Source organism: Nocardioides sp. LML1-1-1.1 (assembly GCF_040676175.1).
Classification (GTDB): domain Bacteria; phylum Actinomycetota; class Actinomycetes; order Propionibacteriales; family Nocardioidaceae; genus Nocardioides.
The window spans coordinates 96,328-111,734 of record NZ_JBEGHK010000008.1 but is presented as its reverse complement, the minus strand read 5'-3'; the positions used below and the strand labels follow the sequence as shown (position 1 = coordinate 111,734).

Here is a 15,407-nt window from a genome sequence, read left to right as displayed (position 1 = left end):
ATCGGCCGTCGGGATGCCCCACTCCCCCGCTCTGGGGCTGTTCGGCGCTCAGAACGCCTTCTAGGGGCTCCTGTGCCCAAGTTCTGCTGGCGTCGGAGGGTCTCGCAGCGCGGCGTCGCCCGAGTTCCCGTTAACGCGCCACTAGTAGAGACATAGTGCCCCGGTAGTCCTCCCGGCATCAGAATTGCTAGGGAACACATACCGGCCCCGTTAACGGCGCCGGTAGCGGTCCCGCTAACGGACAGATAGGCACAGAGTAGAGGAACCGCTACCGCACGACCTAGATGACACGTAGCGGATAACGTAGCGAGCGAGTACGAGGCACCTACCGGGGCCGCTGCCGAGGTCGTTAAGCGATCCCTAGCACGAACATACTTGCTCCCTAGGCGTGTCGTAACGGACCCGTAGCGTGCACGTAGAGCAGACTCTGGACCATGAACGAACTGTCCCGAGTGATCGTCTTCGCGACCGGCAAGGGTGGAACCGGCAAGACCAGCTGTGCGGCCAACGTCGCCGGTCTCGCTGCCCAGGCGGGCATGAAGGTTCTTCTGATCGACCTGGACTCCCAGGGCAACCTTGAGTTCGACCTCGGCTACGTCGACAAGGGAGACGAGGGCAAGCACCTCGTCAGCACCCTCCTCACCGACGGCGTCCTGGAGCCCGTCCTGAAGAACGTGCGGCCGAACCTGGACGTCATCCCCGGCGGCGGCAAACTCGACGAACTCGAGGACCTGGTCCTGGGCCGCGAGCGTCGAGGTGAGGACGGCAGCATCCTCCTAGCCAACGCTCTGAAGCCTCTGGCTCCAGACTACGAATTGATCATCATCGACACCCCGCCATCGAAGCGGTCCGCGCTGGTCATGCTGGCTCTGGCCGCCGCTCGTTGGATCGTCATCCCGACCAAGTCCGACCGCGCCAGCATCAAGGGACTCAGCGTCCTGGCCGACCAAGTGGTGCGCATCCGCGATGTCAACCCGACCATCGATGTCCTCGGCGCCATTCTGTTCGGCATGGGTAGTGCCGCCACCGTCCGTCGTCGCTTCGCCGCTGACGATGTGCGCAGCGTCCTCGGTGACTCCGCGCTGCTGTTCGAGTCGATCATTCGCCACGCCGAGGCGGCCGCCGGCGATGCACGCGAAAAGGGCAAGCTAATCCACGAGCTCGCCGAGGTCGTGCACAACGCTGAGCCTTGGTACGTCGCCCTGAAGGCCGGGCGTCGTCCTGAACGCCCGGCCGGATCCTCCCTGGCACTGTGTGATGACTACGTGCTGTTCGCTGACGAGCTCATCAAGCGCATCGGCGCCGCCGAAGAGGCTGAGGGTGCTGACCTCGAGGCGGTGACGGCATGAGCGAGGAGCGAGTACCGATGAAGCCGGCTCTCGGACTCGTCCGCGACCGAGTGAGCACGCTGCCCTCCCGCAAGCCTGCTGTGCCCCCTGCGTCTGCGGCACCTCAAACCAAGCCCGCCGTCAGCATCGAGGAAGCCCGCGCTGCCGAACGCGCGAAGGAAGAAGCCTTCGCCAAGACCGTCGCCGAACCTACGGTGACGGCGACGCCCGAGGAGCCGAAGACCAAGGCCAAGCCGAAGAACAGGCCGGCCAAGGTGAGCGAGTCAACCGGTGGCACTAAGCGCACGACGCTGAGCCTCCCGCAGGACCTGGTCGACTTGATGACCGAGCGGCGAGAGTCCTCGCCCAAGGTCGGCCAAGTGCAGTTCATCCTCAATGCCTTGGCCCAGACTGCCCATCGACAGAAGGAGCTGGTCGCGGCCGAAAACGGCGCGGGCATCGGTAACGAGCTGTTCCCAGTTACGACTGCGCCGCGCGTCAACGTCGGCAAGCTGACGACCATCTCGTTCGACACGGCCGAGGAGAACATGAAGGTGGTGGACACCCTCGTGGCTGACAGCGGAGCCGTCTCGCGCAGCCAGTTGGTCAGGGTTGTCTTGCGTGAGGTACTCGGAGCCAGCTGAACCCGCAGGACAGGAGCCGCGGTGGCGACGCGGCCGCCGATGACACCGGCGTGCCGACCGTCAGGGGTACGCCCCTGGCGCCGCGGGCCGCTAGGGTTCGTCGCTGATGGTTTCCGGTGTTGACCCCTCAGAGTTGCGGGCTGCCCGCGAGCGCGCGGGCCTGACCCAGCACGAGCTCGCGCGACTCGTCGGGGCGGCCGGGGGAGAGCGCGTCTCCCGCTGGGAACTGGGCACCTCGGTGCCCCGGCCCGACTTCCTGGTCAAGCTCGCCCGCGCCCTCGACATCCCCACCCTGCGCCTGATCCACCTCGACGGAGAGATCCCCGACCTGCGGGCGCTACGGCTCCAAGTGGGGCTGACCGTGCCCGAACTGGCGGCCCGCACCAACCTCTCCGCACCCACCTACTCCTGGTGGGAACAGGGCAGGGCCACCCGACTGCCCAGCGCAGCAACCTTGGAGACCCTCGCAAAGGTGTTCCAACAGCCGGCCGACGTCGTCGCCGCAGCCTTTAACGAGGCGCAACGCCTGCAACGCCGCCGCAAGGGCGAGCAGCGCACCGGCAACTGAGTACCTCTACCGGGGTTGCCCGCTAGACAGGCAGGGCACAATCGGGCACCGGGAGAAACCGGGCAGGACGGCCCTTCGGCCGTTCGCCTGGACGCGATGTCGCTCAATTCCATCGGGGGAGTGGGCCGCGACCCATCTCCCCAAGAGGACTCGGGCGATGGCACCTCGACTTCCAGCCACCTGTGGAGAACCCACAGAATGCCATAGCAATGCACTAGTGTCGTACTACGAACTTGGGTCATAGTGATCGCCCCGGCCCGTCTTGACACATAGGTGATCGAGAGACGAGAGGACTCGGAACTAATGTCGCTGGACACCGCACAGACCACCGCGGGGGGACCGCCCCCGCCGCCGACCACCCAGACGCAGCCTGCGCCTGCCGCGACCGCGCGTGTCAAGGCACGCCGCCGGCCGTGGGTGTTCGGTCTGATGGCCGCCCTGGTCGCCGCCGGCGCCCTGGGCACCGCGTTCGCCTTCACCTCGGTCAACGACACCCAAGAGGTCCTCGTCGTCAGCAGTGACGTCAAGCGCGGCGAGACCATCAAGGCTGGCGACCTCTCCGTCGTGCGGGTCAGCGTCGACCCCGCGTTGACCCCGGTTCCGGGTAGCCAGAAGGCCGAGCTCGAGGGCAGCCGTGCCGCCGTCGATCTGTGGGCCGGCACCCTGCTCACCGAGGAGGCAGTCACCGACAACCTGGTGCCGGGGGAGGGGGAGTCCCTGGTGGGCATCAGCCTCACGCCCGCCAAGATGCCCTCGGAGCCGCTCTACAGCGGCGACGTCGTCCGGATCGTCACCACCCCCGGGGACCAGGGCGAGGTCACCGACAAGGAGCCGGTGACCATCGAGGCCACCGTGGTTGGTGTTAGTCGGGTCGAGGAGACGGGGGAGACCGTCGTCGACGTCGCGGTGCCCGAAGGCGAAGCGGCCGACCTGGCTGCCCGTGCCGCCACCGGACGGGTCGCGCTCGTCCTGGATGCCCGGGAGCGCTGAGGCATGGCGCTGATCGTCCTGGCCTCCGCGAGCGGTTCGCCCGGCGTCTCCACCACGGCGCTCGCCCTGGCCCTCAACTGGCACCGACCCGTGCTCCTGGTCGACGCAGACCCGACCGGATCGTCCTCGGTCTTCGCCGGCTACTTCCACGGCACCCAGGAGCCGACCGGCGGCCTGATCAACCTCGCACTCTCCCTGCGCGAGGGCACGCTGGCCGAGGCCCTGCCCCGCGAGACGCTGCTGCTCGACCCCGAGGCACCGGCCGAGCGCTCGGCGTGGTTCCTGCCCGGCATCCGAGCACACGAGCAGGCCCCCAGCCTCCTGCCCCTGTGGGATCCGCTCACCGAGCAGCTGCGCGCGCTCGAGCGCAACGGCCAGGACGTCATCGTCGACGCCGGCCGACTCGGCCTCGCAGGCTGGCCCCAGCCGCTCATCGCCGCATCCGACCTGACCCTGCTCGTCACCCGCAGCTCGCTGCCGGCCCTGGCCGGCGCGACCAGCTGGGCCAAGACCCTGCGCGCACAATTCGGCGCGGTCGGCGGTCTGTCCCGTCTCGGGGTCCTCCTCGTCGACGAGGAGCGACGCTGGCCCGCGATTCCCACCGGCGCCCGCGTCCGGCCCTACACCGCACGCCACATCGCCAAGGCCCTCCAGATCCCCGTGGTCGCCTCCGTCGACTGGGAACCCGAAGCAGCCGAGGTCTACTCCCACGGGGCCCGCAAGCCCCGCAAGTTCGAGACCTCCGGGCTGCTGCGTGGCTACCGAGCCAGCGCCGCGGCCATCCAGTCCATCCTCGGCGCCAACCAGGCCGCCCTCGCTCCCACGAACGGAGGCCACGCATGAGCACCAACGGACAGCCCCCGGCGACCAACGGCCGCGACCCGCTGCGCGCCGACGAGTGGCTCGAGGCCCGCCACGCCGCCAACCGCGAGCAGACCTCGCCGTTCGCCCGCGGCCGCGCCACCCGCGCCGCCAACGGCACTCCGCCGCCCCCGGCGCCGGCCCTCGAGGACCAGGACCCGACCTCACTGCCGATCTTCGCCGGAGCCTGGGCCAGTGAGCAGGAGCCCCCGGGCCGCTCCCGGTCCGAGTTCAGCCTGCGCCCCCTCGTGGCGCCCGCACCGGAAGAGCACCCCCGCACCCACGGCACGGACGGCGAGATCGAGCTGGACTGGGAGCTGATCGCGCAGTACCGCGCGGAGATCTCCTCGCGGCTGACCGCCCGACTCGACAAGGAAGGCGGCCGGGTCACCGAAGAGGACCGCGAGCAGATGGGCCTCGACGTCATCGAGGAGCTCATCAAGTCCGAAGCCGAGACCCTGGTCTCCACCGGCCGACCGCCGTGGACCCCGGCCCAGGAGAAGGCACTCAAGTCCGCCCTCCACGCCGCCCTGTTCGGGCTGGGCCGCCTGCAGCCCCTCGTCGAGCGCGAGGACGTCGAGAACATCATCGTCATCGCTCGCGGTCCCGACTGCGCGGTCTGGCTGGAGCTCGTCGACGGCACCCTCGTCGAGGCCGCCCCGATAGCCGACTCCGAGGACGAGCTGCGCGAGTTCCTCTCCGACCTCGGCGCTCGACAGAACCGGCCCTTCACCGAGGCCCGCCCGCACCTGGACCTCCGGCTGCCCGGGGGAGCGCGGCTCGCGGCCGGCTCCTGGGTGATGGCCTACACCTCGGTCGTGATCCGTCGCCACGGGCTGCGCGAGGTGTCGATGGACGAGATGGTCTACGACCGCAAGGCGTGCAGCCCGGTCCTGGCCGACTTCGTCGCGGCCTGCGTGCGCGCCGGCAAGAGCATCGTCGTCTCCGGCGTCCAGGGCTCGGGCAAGGCGTTGGCGCTCGACACGCCCATCCCTACTCCCGACGGGTGGACGACGATGGGCGACCTGCGACGAGGAGACGTGGCCTTCGACGACGAGGGCAAGCCCTGCCGTGTCATCGAGGCGCACCCCGTTCAGTACGACCGGCCCTGCTACGAGGTCGAGTTCGACGACGGCGCCACCATCGTGGCCGACGCCGACCACCTCTGGGAGGTAGAGCGGAGGGCCGGGAGAAAGCGTGGGCGATCAAACGGACCCGACTACGAGGTTGACCACGCCGAGCGCGAGCGCCTCTGGCAGCTCGCGCTGGCCGCCGCCGAGGAAGGTGAGCAGCACATCTGCAGTGCAGAGCTCCACAGCATGGTGGGAGAGCAGAACGGCACCGCGCTAAGGGAGGTGCTCCACAAGCTCGGGCCGACTGGACACATGATCAAGGGACGCACCGGACGCTGGGGGCACGAGCACCATCAGGTCTACACCTACGACAAGCAACTCGTACTCAAGGAACTCGCCGTCCGGCGGTCGACACCCCGGGGCGTGGGTCACCACGCAGACGGTGCGAGCACCGCGATCCTGACGACCGCCGAGATCGCCGAGAACATCTGGGTCAGCGAGGACAAGCCCTACCGCACCTACAACCACAGCGTCCGACTCACCAAGGCACTCACCTACTCCACCAAGGACCAGCCGATAGACCCCTATCTCCTCGGCATCTGGCTCGGTGATGGCACGTCTGGCGCGGCACGCGTGTCCACGGCTGATCCTGAGGTCGTGGCGGCCTTCGAGACCCGCGGCTACCCGTGCCGGCTCGTCGCTGGGTACGACTACCAAGTGGGCGGCGGGTTCCATCGCTCGCTCCGCATGCTCGGCCTCCTGGGTGACAAGCACATTCCACGCATCTACCTGCAGGGCGACGCCGAACAGCGCCTGGCACTGCTGCAGGGCCTGATGGACAGCGACGGCACCGTGACCAAGCGTGCGGCCAAGGGCACCCGCACTGCGGTAGGGGGCAGCGTCGAGTTCAGCAACACCAACCAGCTGCTGGCCGAGCAAGTCCGCGAGCTGACGATCGGGCTGGGCTTCAAGGCCCACATCCGGTCCAAGGCCGCCATGTACGAAGGGCGGCCCTGTGGCACCTCCTACACAGTCGCGTGGACAACGAACACCCCGGTCTTCCGGCTACCGCGCAAGCGCGATCTACAGGCGACCTGCAACGACGGCCCCCGAGCTCGGAAGATCGTCGCCGTCCGACCCGTCGCCTCGGTGCCCGTCCGCTGCATCAGCGTCGACGCGCCGTCGGCACTCTTCCTCGCCAGTCGCAGCTGCATCCCCACGCATAACACCACCTGGGTGCGCGCTCTGTGCTCGTGCATCCCGCCCTGGGAGATGATCGGCACCTTCGAGACCGAGTTCGAGCTGCACCTGCACGAGCTGGTCGACCGGCACAAGATCGTCCACGCCTGGGAGCACCGCCCCGGATCCGGTGAGGTCGGCATCGACGGCCGCCAGGCGGGTGAGTTCAGCCTCGAGGAGGCCATCCACCACTCGTTCCGGTTCAACCTCGCCCGCCAGATCGTCGGCGAGGTCCGCGGCCCCGAGGTGTGGAACATGCTCAAGGCCATGGAGTCCGGCCCGGGCTCGATCAGCACCACCCACGCCCGCAGCGCCGAGCACACCATCGAGAAGCTCGTCTCCTGCGCCATGGAGAAGGGCCCCCAGGTCACCCGCGAGCTGGCGATCAGCAAGCTGGCCGCCGCGATCGACATCGTGATGTACCTGCGCTCGGAGGTCGTCCCCAACGACGACGGCACCTTCCGCAAGCAGCGCTGGGTCGAGGAGGTCCTGGTCGTCCAGCCCAGCATCGACGCAGCGAGGGGCTACGCCACCACCCCGATCTTCGCCCCCAACCAGCTCGGTCAGGCCGTCGCGACCGGGAAGCTCGACAACTTCCTCGCCCAGGAGCTGGCCCGCCACGGCTTCGACCTCGAGGCCTACAAGGCCGAGTCCCAGGCCAACCCGGGGGTGGCGACCTCATGACCGCCGCGTTCCTGCCCGCCGTCTTCGGCGCCCTCATCGTCATCGGCCTGATCGGGATGGTCTACGCGCTGATCCCCGCGCCGCCCAAGCCACCGCGGCCCGCCCGGACCACCACGCCGTTCGGCCGGCTGGGCAGCTGGTTCATCCGACTCGACCGCCGCACCCGGATGCTGATGGTCGGCGGCGCCGTGGCCGGCCTCCTGGTCGCGTTGGTGACCGGCTGGGTGATCGCGATCGTGCTCGTCCCGGCCGCGATCGTCGGTATCCCGCTGCTGCTGACGCCCCCGCCGGCGGCCGCGAGCATCGAGAAGCTCGAGGCGCTCGAGGAGTGGACGCGGTCCCTGTCCGGAAAGCTGACCGCCGGCCAGTCCCTGCGCTCGGCGCTCATCAAGTCGCTGCAGTCCGCTCCGGCGCCGATCGAGCGCGAGGTCGGGCTGATGGTCTCCCGGCTGTGGAACAACACCGCCACCACCGAGGACGTGCTGCGCGCCTTCGCCGAGGACCTCAACGACTCCACCGGCGACGTCGTGGCCAGCCAGCTGATCCTCGCCGCCAGCGGCCGCGGCCAGGCCGGCCTGTCCAAGGCACTGGACGCCCTCGCCGAGACCGTGGCCTCCGACGTTCGGGCACGCCGCCAGATCGCGGCCGACCAGGCCAAGCCCCGCACCACGGCCCGCACCGTCACCGTGATCACCCTCGGTGTCCTCGGGATGCTCGCCTTCACCGGCGACTACATCGAGCCCTACGGCAGCCCGCTCGGTCAGGTCATCCTCGCCGTCCTGCTCTCGGCCTACGTGGCCACGCTGCTGTGGATGCGCCGCATGGCCGTCGCCAAGCCGCTCCCGCGGTTCCTCGACCTCCAGGCCCGCAACGCGCACCGCGCCGCCCAGCGCACCGCACCGAGCGAGAAGGAAGGAGCGCTCGCATGACCGGCCTGCAGATCGCCCTCGCCAGCGGCACCCTCCTCGGGCTGGCCCTCGCCCTGCTCGTATGGCGTCTCGCGCCGTCTGACCCCGACCTGGTCGACGCGCTGGACCGCCTCTCGCCCGATCGCGTCGTGCCCCGCCGCGGCGCCACGGGTCTCGACGTCGACGCGGGCACCGACACGAGCTCGGTGGTCGACCGGATCGGCCTGTGGGCGATGAAGAACCTGCCCGGCAGCGCCTGGGCGCACACGCCCCGCAAGGACCTGGCCATCCTGCAGATCAGCGAGACCCGGTTCTACGGCGAGAAGGTCGTCTGGGCGATGCTCGGCCTGATCATGCCGCCGCTGCTGGCCGGCTTCTTCAGCCTGATCGGGCTCCCACTGCCGTTCGCCATCCCCACCCTCGGGTCGCTCGCGCTGGCCGCCTTGTTCTGGTTCATGCCCAACTACAACGCCGCCGACGACGCCAAGAAGGCCCGCATCGAGTTCAGCCGGGCGCTGGGCGCCTACATCGACATGGTGGCCACCGGCGTACGCGACGGGTCCAGCGGCCAGCAGGCACTCCGCTCCGCGGCCGAGGTCGGGGACAAGTGGGTGTTCAAGCGGATCGAGAGCGAGCTGCGCCGCGCCCGCTACATGACCCGCGCCCCCTGGGACTCCCTGCACGGCCTGGCCGAGGAGCTCGGCGTCCCCGAGCTGGACGACCTCGCCGACATCATGCAGCAGTCCGGCCAGGACGGAGCCCAGATCTACAACAACCTCCGGGCCCGCGCCGCCGCACTGCGCTCGGCGATGCTCAGCGCCGAGGTCGGCAAGGCCAACGCCACCTCCGAGCGCATGTACATCCCCGCCAGCCTGCTCGGCATCGTCTTCATGGCGATCCTCGTGGCCCCCTCGATGCTCCGCTTCACCACCTGACCGCCCCTAACACCGACCCACCAACCCGGGTCCCCAGAACCGCAAACCGAACAACCAGAAAGGAAGACCCCGATGTTGAAGCTCTTCATCGCCCTCCAGCTGGCGGCGCTCACCACGCTCGCCTCCCTCGAGGACCGCATCACCAAGCGCGACGAGCGCGGCTCCGTCACGATCGAGCAGGTCCTGTGGGCCGGCGCGGTGATCGTCATCGTCGGCATCGTCGTCGCGGCCATCAAGTTCTTCGTGACCAGCGAGTCCGCCAAGATCAAGTAGGCGGGACCTCGTCATGTTCGCCAGCCTTCACCGCCGCCGCCGGGACGAGCGCGGGTCAGTGACCATCCAGATGGTCTTCCTGATGCCCGCGCTGTTCCTGGTGATGTTCCTCGGCCTCCAGGGCGCCCTGTACTACCACGCGAAGCAGGTAGCGCTCGCGGCCGCGCAGGAGGGCGCCCGCGAGGCGGGCAGCGAGACCGGCACCCGGGAAGCCGGCGTGGCCACGGCGAACACGTTCCTCCAAGACGCCGGCGGCTCCGACGTGATGACCTCCACCAGCGTGACGGGGTCGCGGACCACGACCACGGCCACGATCACCGTCACCGGCCAGTCCATGAGCGTGATCCCTGGCTGGCACGTCACCGTCACCCAGAGCGCCAGCGTCCCGGTCGAGAGGCTCACCGAATGACCAGGTGGACCAAGTGGAGGAGGAGCAAGCGCCGGGACGAGCGCGGATCGGTGGCCATCGAGGCCGCGATCGGCGTCCCGGCCTTCGGCCTGTTCGTGGCGATGATCATCCTCGGCGGCCGCGTGGAGATCGCCAAGCAGTCCGTGGAGGCAGCCGCCTACGAGGCCGCCCGAGCGGCCTCGATCGAGCGGACCCAGAGCGAGGCGATCAGCTCCGGCAAGTCCGCGGCCACCAGCAGCCTGAACGACCAGGGCCTGCAGTGCGCGACCACCAACATCACGGTCAACGCCGGCGCGTTCAACGCCCCGCTCGGCACCACCGCCCAGGTGACCGCCACCGTGACCTGCAAGGTCGACGTGGCCGACCTGAGCATCCCGGGCCTGCCGGGCACCAGGACGATCACCGCGACGGCCAGCAGCCCCGTCGATGCCTACCGGGAGCGCCGATGATGCGCCACCTCCGCCGCCTCATGACAGATCGTGCTCGCGACGAGCGCGGCTCCATCAGCGTCTGGTTCGCCACCGCGTCGTTCGCGATGATCATCCTCGTCGGGATGGCCGTCGACCTCGGTGGCAAGGTCCACACGCAGCAGCAGGCCCGCAGCGCCGCTTCCCAGGCCGCCCGCACCGGCGCCCAGGAGGTCCAGGGATCCACCGCGGTGCGCGGCGAGGACCTCCGCGTCGACATCAACGCCGCCAAGGCAGCCGCCCTGGACTACCTCCACGCCGCCGGTGTGGAAGGAAGCGCACGCGTCGTCAACGGCGACACCCTGATCGTCACCACCACCGACACCTACAACAGCAAGTTCCTCGGGATCATCGGCCTGGACTCCATGCAGGTCACCGGGGAGGCGTCCGCGCGGCTCATCCGTGCAGAAGGAGGCATCGAGAGTTGACGTCCTCCCAGGACTTGGGCTCCTGGGATTCCAACCCATCTACGCCGAGAGGAGGCGAGTCGAGTTGAGGTTCACGCTTCACAGAGTCGGGCAGCCCCGACTCTCCACGTGCTGGCACCGCCCGTCCGGCGGCGATGTTGCGAGCAGCGTTGATGTCAGCGTGTTCGGTGTAACCGCAGGACCGGCAACGGAAGGCGGCTTGGCTCTCGCGCGCCCTCGCATCCACGATCCCGCAAACCGAGCACGTCTGGGACGTGTAGGCAGCAGGAATCTTCTCGACTCGACCCGGCGCCTTGTCCTCGAGGCGGCTGGTCAGCTGGCCCCACCCGTTGGCCAAGATCCCCCGATTCACGCCGGCCTTAGCGGCTACGTTCTTGCCCGGCCGGTCGATAGTTCCCTTGGCCGATCGGGTCATCCCGCGGATATCGAGGTGCTCCACACGTATCAGGTCGAAGTTGCGAGCCAGGTCGGTACTCGTCTTCTCGACCCAGTCCTTGCGCCGGTCGACCTCACGGGCCTTCAAGCGAGCGATCGCGACCTTGACCTTCTGCCGACGCTTAGAGCCGCGCTGCGAACCGGCGAGGCGTCGCTCAAGGCGCCGCAGCCGCTCTGCCTCTTTGGGACGAAGACCGGGGGAGCGGAGCAGTGCGCCGGTCGACAGGGCTGCGGAGACAACCACTCCGCGATCGATTCCGACGACCTCCCCGTTGCCAGGCGCGGGGATCGCGGGCGGGATCGCCGCGAACGCGATGTGCCAGCGCCCAGCACGATCGCGGTTTACCCGATACGAGGCGGCTGCGGGCAGCGCACGGGTGAGCCGGAACCGGATCCAACCCACCTTAGGAACCCAAACGCGTCCCCACTTCCGCGACACCCGCTCCACCCGGCGGGCCTGGCGGCCAACGATCCGGAATCCCTCATCGATTCCGGCTTTTCGCCAGCTCGGACGGCCATGTGTGCCGGCAAAGAAGTTGCGCCAAGCCTGGTCCAGGTCCCGGAGTGCCTGTTGCTGCACGGTTTGGGAACCGGCGCTCAGCCACGGTTCAGACTGGCGGGCCTCAGTCAGCTGCGCTGCCTGGTCGACGTAGCTGGGCGTGTTCGGGCGGCCTGGGCGCCACATCAGCCTTTGCTCAAGACCCAGGTTCCACACGAATCGAGAGTGCGCGCAATGGTCCAGCATGGCTGCCTCCTGGGCAGCGGTCGGAGCCAGCCTGAATCGCGACACGTCACCGATCGAAGCATCACCTACCGACAGATCCCTGGAAGGAGGGAGCGGCGTTTCGTGCCCGGACATCGAGTCCGGGCTTGTGGCCCGCGACTTCGATGACCACGCCCACCCATCCCACTCTGGGCCAGCGACTCACCGGCCTCGCTGCCTCGGTCGCCGTGCTCGGCATCGTCATCGGGCTGCCCGCCCTCTTCCTCTCGATCGGCGCCGACCCGATCCCCGACCAGGTCCCGACCCTGGACAGCATCAGGAACGCCCTCCTGGCGCCCGACGACGGCACGCTCGTCCTCGGCCTGTTCAAGGTCATCGGCTGGGTCGCCTGGGCCTTCATGGCCCTGAGCCTCGTCGTGGAGGCCATCGCCCGGCTTCGCCGGGTCGAGGCCCCCCAGCTGCCGGGCCTCGGTCGCCCCCAGGCTGCGGCGCGCGGCCTCATCGGCCTGGCCGCCCTGCTCTTCATCGCGGCCCCGATCGCTGCGCAGGCCACCACGATCAGCTCGGCGGCGGCCGCGCCGACGGCGACGGTGGAGCACGCCAGCGTCGGCGTCGTCGACCAGGCTCCGGTGCAGCAGGACGTCAAGGTCGAGACGGAGCAGGAGCGCACGGGCCCCAAGACCGTCGAGCACGCCGTGAAGCCGGGGGAGAGCCTGTGGTCGATCGCCGAGGACCACCTTGGCGACGGAGCCCGGTACAAGGAGATCGCTCAGCTCAACCGCGACCTGCTCGGCGGGCAGCCGAGCTTCCTCGAGCCCGGGTGGGTGCTCAAGCTGCCGGCGCCCCAGTCCAAGGACGCTCCCGCGCACCACTACGGCGTGCAGGCCGGCGACACTCTCAGCGAGATCGCACAGGAGCAGCTCGGTGACGCCAACCGCTGGCCCGAGATCTACCAGGCCTCCACCGGCATCACCCAGCCCGGAGGGGTGCAGCTGACCGACCCCGACGTCATCGACGTTGGTTGGAAGCTCAACATCCCCGGCGCCGACCCGGAGCGCAGCCACGACGACACCGAGAACCAGCAGCCGCGCGAGGTCGAGCCGGAGACGCCCACCGTCCCGCAAGACCAGCAGCCTGCCGACCCGCCGGCCGAGGAAGAGCCGCCAGTCGCCCAGGAGCCCGAGACAGCCGCGCCCGAGACGGCCGCACCCGACGTCGCTCCGCCCCAGTCTGAGGAGTCGCCGGCGCCGGCGGCCGACGTCGACCAGGTCGACGACGCTGACGACTCGATCCTCGACGCGCCGTGGGTCCTCGCCGGGTTGACCGGCGGGGGAGTCCTGCTGTCCGGGGCACTCCTCATGGCCCTGCGGTCTCGTCGTCGGGCCGGCTACCGGAACCGGCCTCCCGGCCGCGCGATCGCCGCGCCGCCCCCGGAGCTCGCGCCGGTCGAGATGACCCTGAACGCCACCGGCACCGCGGCCGCGGCCACCGTGGAGTTCGCCGACGAAGCGCTGCGCCGGCTCGCGGCCGCGGTCGGCGCTCAGGGCACCACGATGCCGCCGCTCGCGGCTGTGGAGCTCGCGCACGGCAAGCTGACCCTGCACCTCAGCGCACCGGCCACCGTGCCTGCGCCGTGGGTGGGAAGCCCGGACCAGACCCATTGGCACGTCAGCACGGACACCGACGTCGACGAGCTCGGCCCCGCCCCCGACAACGTCGAGCCGCCCTACCCGCTCCTGGCCACCATCGGTATGAGCGACGAAGGGGAGACCTGGCTTCTCAACTGCGAGGAGCTGTCCACCCTCACCATCAGCGGCGACCCGACCCACGGCCGCGACTTCGCTCGCCACCTCGCCGCCCAGTTGGCCGTCAACCCGTGGTCGCGGCGCGTCCAGGTCGACTGCATCGGCGTCGCCGAAGAGACCGTCGCCATGGACGAGCGGATCAGCTACTACCCGACCGGTGCAGCAGGATCACCCGCGACTGCGGAGGTCCTCGCGGCGGCGGTCACCACCGTCGACCGCGCCAAGCGGCACAACACCGATGTGTCCACCGCCCGCACCGGCAGCGTCGACGACGACACCTGGCCCGCCCGGATGCTGCTGGTCGACGCGGCGGCTGGCGAGCCCGACGACCTCGAGCAGTTGCTGCAGCTGGTCAACGACCACGTCGGCCAGTCGGCCACCTCCATCGTCGTCGCCGGCGAGCGGCCCAACACCTCCGGTGCGGTGCTGCACATGACCAACACCGGCCGCGTCGTCCTCGAGCACGCCGGCCTCAACTTGATCGCTGTCGGCCTCACCAGCGACGAGGCCCGCGGCTGTGCCCTGGTCTACGCGCAGAGCGAGACTCCTGAGTACGTCGACACGCCTGTCGACGAGAGCGCCACCGACGGCTGGGAGGCCTACACCGACCAGTCCGGGGCCCTGCGCCGCGAGTACACCCTGCCGCGCAACACTCCCGCCGATGCCGTGGACGAGCCGCTGTCCTCGCTCCTCGAGGGCGACGACGAGGACTACATCCGGCAGAGCGCGATCGTGCAGGAGGACCTCGAGACCCTGGCACCGAAGGTCCCCGAGCACGTCCGCGCCGAGGTCGAGCAGAGTGACCCCACCCTCGACCAGGACATTGAGGACTGGTTCTCCACGGACTGCGACCGCCCCCGGCTCAGCCTGCTCGGGCCGGTCACCGCTCGCACCCACGGCAAGGCCCTGGCCAAGCGCAAGCCCTACTTCACCGAGCTCCTCGCCTACCTGGCCCTGCACCGCAAGCACGGCGCCACCCGCGAGCAGATCGAAGAGGCCTTCTCGATCACCGGCGGCAAGGTGCGCGACTACACCAACATCGTCCGCGACTGGCTCGGCACGAACCCCAGAACCGGCGAAGACCACCTCCCGTACGCCGAGAACGCGCCCGGCACCAAGCTCACTGGCGTGAACGTCTATCAGGTCGATGACGGCCTCCTCGTCGACCTCGACCTCTTCCTCCGGCTCCGTAAGCGCGGCCAGGCCCGCGGCGGCCCCGAGGGCATTGCCGACCTGTGCACCGCCCTCGAGCTCGTGGGCGATGGTCCGCCGCTCAGCCAGAAGCGGCCCGACGGATGGGAGTGGTTGATCAAGGAGAACAACCGGATCGACCAGATGGCACCCCGCTGGATTGCTGACGTCGCGCTCATCGTCGTCACTGAGGCCCTTGCCGCGGGCGATCTGGTCAAGGCCCGCTCCGCCGCCTACGTCGCCAACCGGGCCGACCCCGACGGCGAGAGCACTCGCCTCTGCCTGGCGCACGTCATGAAGGCCGAGGGCGACCAGCTCGAGGCCGACCGGATCCTGCGCGAGGAGATCTGCAACCGCTCCGACGACGGCGACGCACCCATGGAACTGTCGGAGCGTACGAAGACCATCATCAGTACACACGGCTGGCTGGCGAGCTGACTCGGGA

General features: G+C 69.5%; 14 protein-coding genes. 13 read left to right on the top strand and 1 reads right to left on the bottom strand.

All coding sequences use genetic code 11. The features are described 5' to 3' along the window. Positions 1 to 434: 434 nt before the first annotated feature. The 12 genes from MRBLML1_RS22410 (at position 435) to MRBLML1_RS22355 (ending at position 10,807) form a co-directional block, all read left to right on the top strand. On the top strand, positions 435 to 1,349 hold the full coding sequence (locus MRBLML1_RS22410; RefSeq protein WP_364520296.1) for a ParA family protein: 915 nt from the start codon (positions 435 to 437) through the stop codon (positions 1,347 to 1,349). Next, a complete protein-coding gene (locus tag MRBLML1_RS22405; protein WP_364520294.1) occupies positions 1,346 to 1,972 on the top strand; it encodes a hypothetical protein in 627 nt (208 codons plus the stop codon). Before MRBLML1_RS22410 ends, MRBLML1_RS22405 begins: the two co-directional genes overlap by 4 nt. A 106-nt stretch (positions 1,973 to 2,078) precedes the next feature. Further along, positions 2,079 to 2,540, top strand: a complete 462-nt coding sequence (locus tag MRBLML1_RS22400; RefSeq protein ID WP_364520292.1) for a helix-turn-helix transcriptional regulator — start codon at positions 2,079 to 2,081, stop codon at positions 2,538 to 2,540. Between the two features lie 429 nt (positions 2,541 to 2,969). After that, a complete protein-coding gene (locus tag MRBLML1_RS22395; RefSeq protein ID WP_364520290.1) occupies positions 2,970 to 3,530 on the top strand; it encodes an SAF domain-containing protein in 561 nt (186 codons plus the stop codon). A gap of 3 nt (positions 3,531 to 3,533) precedes the next feature. After that, on the top strand, positions 3,534 to 4,373 hold the full coding sequence (locus MRBLML1_RS22390) for a MinD/ParA family ATP-binding protein (RefSeq protein ID WP_364520288.1): 840 nt from the start codon (positions 3,534 to 3,536) through the stop codon (positions 4,371 to 4,373). Next, positions 4,370 to 7,387, top strand: coding sequence for an ATPase, T2SS/T4P/T4SS family (locus MRBLML1_RS22385; RefSeq protein WP_364520286.1), 3,018 nt, complete (start codon positions 4,370 to 4,372; stop codon positions 7,385 to 7,387). The genes MRBLML1_RS22390 and MRBLML1_RS22385 overlap by 4 nt, the downstream gene beginning before the upstream one ends. Then, positions 7,384 to 8,316 carry a type II secretion system F family protein gene (locus tag MRBLML1_RS22380; RefSeq protein WP_364520284.1) on the top strand — a complete coding sequence of 311 codons (933 nt, stop codon included), beginning with the start codon at positions 7,384 to 7,386 and terminating at the stop codon, positions 8,314 to 8,316. Before MRBLML1_RS22385 ends, MRBLML1_RS22380 begins: the two co-directional genes overlap by 4 nt. Next, positions 8,313 to 9,230, top strand: a complete 918-nt coding sequence (locus MRBLML1_RS22375) for a type II secretion system F family protein (protein ID WP_364520282.1) — start codon at positions 8,313 to 8,315, stop codon at positions 9,228 to 9,230. The genes MRBLML1_RS22380 and MRBLML1_RS22375 overlap by 4 nt, the downstream gene beginning before the upstream one ends. A gap of 72 nt (positions 9,231 to 9,302) precedes the next feature. Then, positions 9,303 to 9,503 carry a hypothetical protein gene (locus tag MRBLML1_RS22370; RefSeq protein ID WP_364520280.1) on the top strand — a complete coding sequence of 67 codons (201 nt, stop codon included), beginning with the start codon at positions 9,303 to 9,305 and terminating at the stop codon, positions 9,501 to 9,503. 13 nt (positions 9,504 to 9,516) lie between these two features. Beyond that, positions 9,517 to 9,912 carry a TadE/TadG family type IV pilus assembly protein gene (locus tag MRBLML1_RS22365; protein ID WP_364520278.1) on the top strand — a complete coding sequence of 132 codons (396 nt, stop codon included), beginning with the start codon at positions 9,517 to 9,519 and terminating at the stop codon, positions 9,910 to 9,912. Continuing rightward, positions 9,909 to 10,361, top strand: a complete 453-nt coding sequence (locus tag MRBLML1_RS22360; protein ID WP_364520276.1) for a TadE/TadG family type IV pilus assembly protein — start codon at positions 9,909 to 9,911, stop codon at positions 10,359 to 10,361. Before MRBLML1_RS22365 ends, MRBLML1_RS22360 begins: the two co-directional genes overlap by 4 nt. Next, entirely contained in the window at positions 10,358 to 10,807 is a 450-nt protein-coding gene (locus tag MRBLML1_RS22355) for a pilus assembly protein TadG-related protein (RefSeq protein WP_364520274.1), read from the top strand. The genes MRBLML1_RS22360 and MRBLML1_RS22355 overlap by 4 nt, the downstream gene beginning before the upstream one ends. Here MRBLML1_RS22355 and MRBLML1_RS22350 read toward each other — a convergent pair. Continuing rightward, positions 10,776 to 12,032 (bottom strand): RNA-guided endonuclease InsQ/TnpB family protein, encoded by a 1,257-nt coding sequence (locus tag MRBLML1_RS22350; RefSeq protein WP_364520272.1) that lies wholly within the window; start codon positions 12,030 to 12,032, stop codon positions 10,776 to 10,778. The genes MRBLML1_RS22355 and MRBLML1_RS22350 overlap by 32 nt on opposite strands. A gap of 98 nt (positions 12,033 to 12,130) precedes the next feature. Here MRBLML1_RS22350 and MRBLML1_RS22345 point away from each other — a divergent pair, with 98 nt between their 5' ends. After that, complete coding sequence (locus MRBLML1_RS22345) at positions 12,131 to 15,400, top strand: LysM peptidoglycan-binding domain-containing protein (protein WP_364520270.1); 3,270 nt, start codon at positions 12,131 to 12,133, stop codon at positions 15,398 to 15,400. The last annotated feature ends 7 nt before the right edge of the window (positions 15,401 to 15,407 follow it).

What these genes read in the sequence shown, in the direction of transcription:
- MRBLML1_RS22385 (WP_364520286.1), top strand. Translation starts at nt 4,370, where the DNA reads ATGAGCACCAACGGACAGCCCCCGGCGACCAACGGCCGCGACCCGCTG.
- MRBLML1_RS22355 (WP_364520274.1), top strand. Translation starts at nt 10,358, where the DNA reads ATGATGCGCCACCTCCGCCGCCTCATGACAGATCGTGCTCGCGACGAG.
- MRBLML1_RS22365 (WP_364520278.1), top strand. Translation starts at nt 9,517, where the DNA reads ATGTTCGCCAGCCTTCACCGCCGCCGCCGGGACGAGCGCGGGTCAGTG.
- MRBLML1_RS22345 (WP_364520270.1), top strand. Translation starts at nt 12,131, where the DNA reads ATGACCACGCCCACCCATCCCACTCTGGGCCAGCGACTCACCGGCCTC.
- MRBLML1_RS22380 (WP_364520284.1), top strand. Translation starts at nt 7,384, where the DNA reads ATGACCGCCGCGTTCCTGCCCGCCGTCTTCGGCGCCCTCATCGTCATC.
- MRBLML1_RS22405 (WP_364520294.1), top strand. Translation starts at nt 1,346, where the DNA reads ATGAGCGAGGAGCGAGTACCGATGAAGCCGGCTCTCGGACTCGTCCGC.
- MRBLML1_RS22395 (WP_364520290.1), top strand. Translation starts at nt 2,970, where the DNA reads ATGGCCGCCCTGGTCGCCGCCGGCGCCCTGGGCACCGCGTTCGCCTTC.
- MRBLML1_RS22375 (WP_364520282.1), top strand. Translation starts at nt 8,313, where the DNA reads ATGACCGGCCTGCAGATCGCCCTCGCCAGCGGCACCCTCCTCGGGCTG.
- MRBLML1_RS22400 (WP_364520292.1), top strand. Translation starts at nt 2,079, where the DNA reads ATGGTTTCCGGTGTTGACCCCTCAGAGTTGCGGGCTGCCCGCGAGCGC.
- MRBLML1_RS22370 (WP_364520280.1), top strand. Translation starts at nt 9,303, where the DNA reads ATGTTGAAGCTCTTCATCGCCCTCCAGCTGGCGGCGCTCACCACGCTC.
- MRBLML1_RS22360 (WP_364520276.1), top strand. Translation starts at nt 9,909, where the DNA reads ATGACCAGGTGGACCAAGTGGAGGAGGAGCAAGCGCCGGGACGAGCGC.
- MRBLML1_RS22390 (WP_364520288.1), top strand. Translation starts at nt 3,534, where the DNA reads ATGGCGCTGATCGTCCTGGCCTCCGCGAGCGGTTCGCCCGGCGTCTCC.
- MRBLML1_RS22410 (WP_364520296.1), top strand. Translation starts at nt 435, where the DNA reads ATGAACGAACTGTCCCGAGTGATCGTCTTCGCGACCGGCAAGGGTGGA.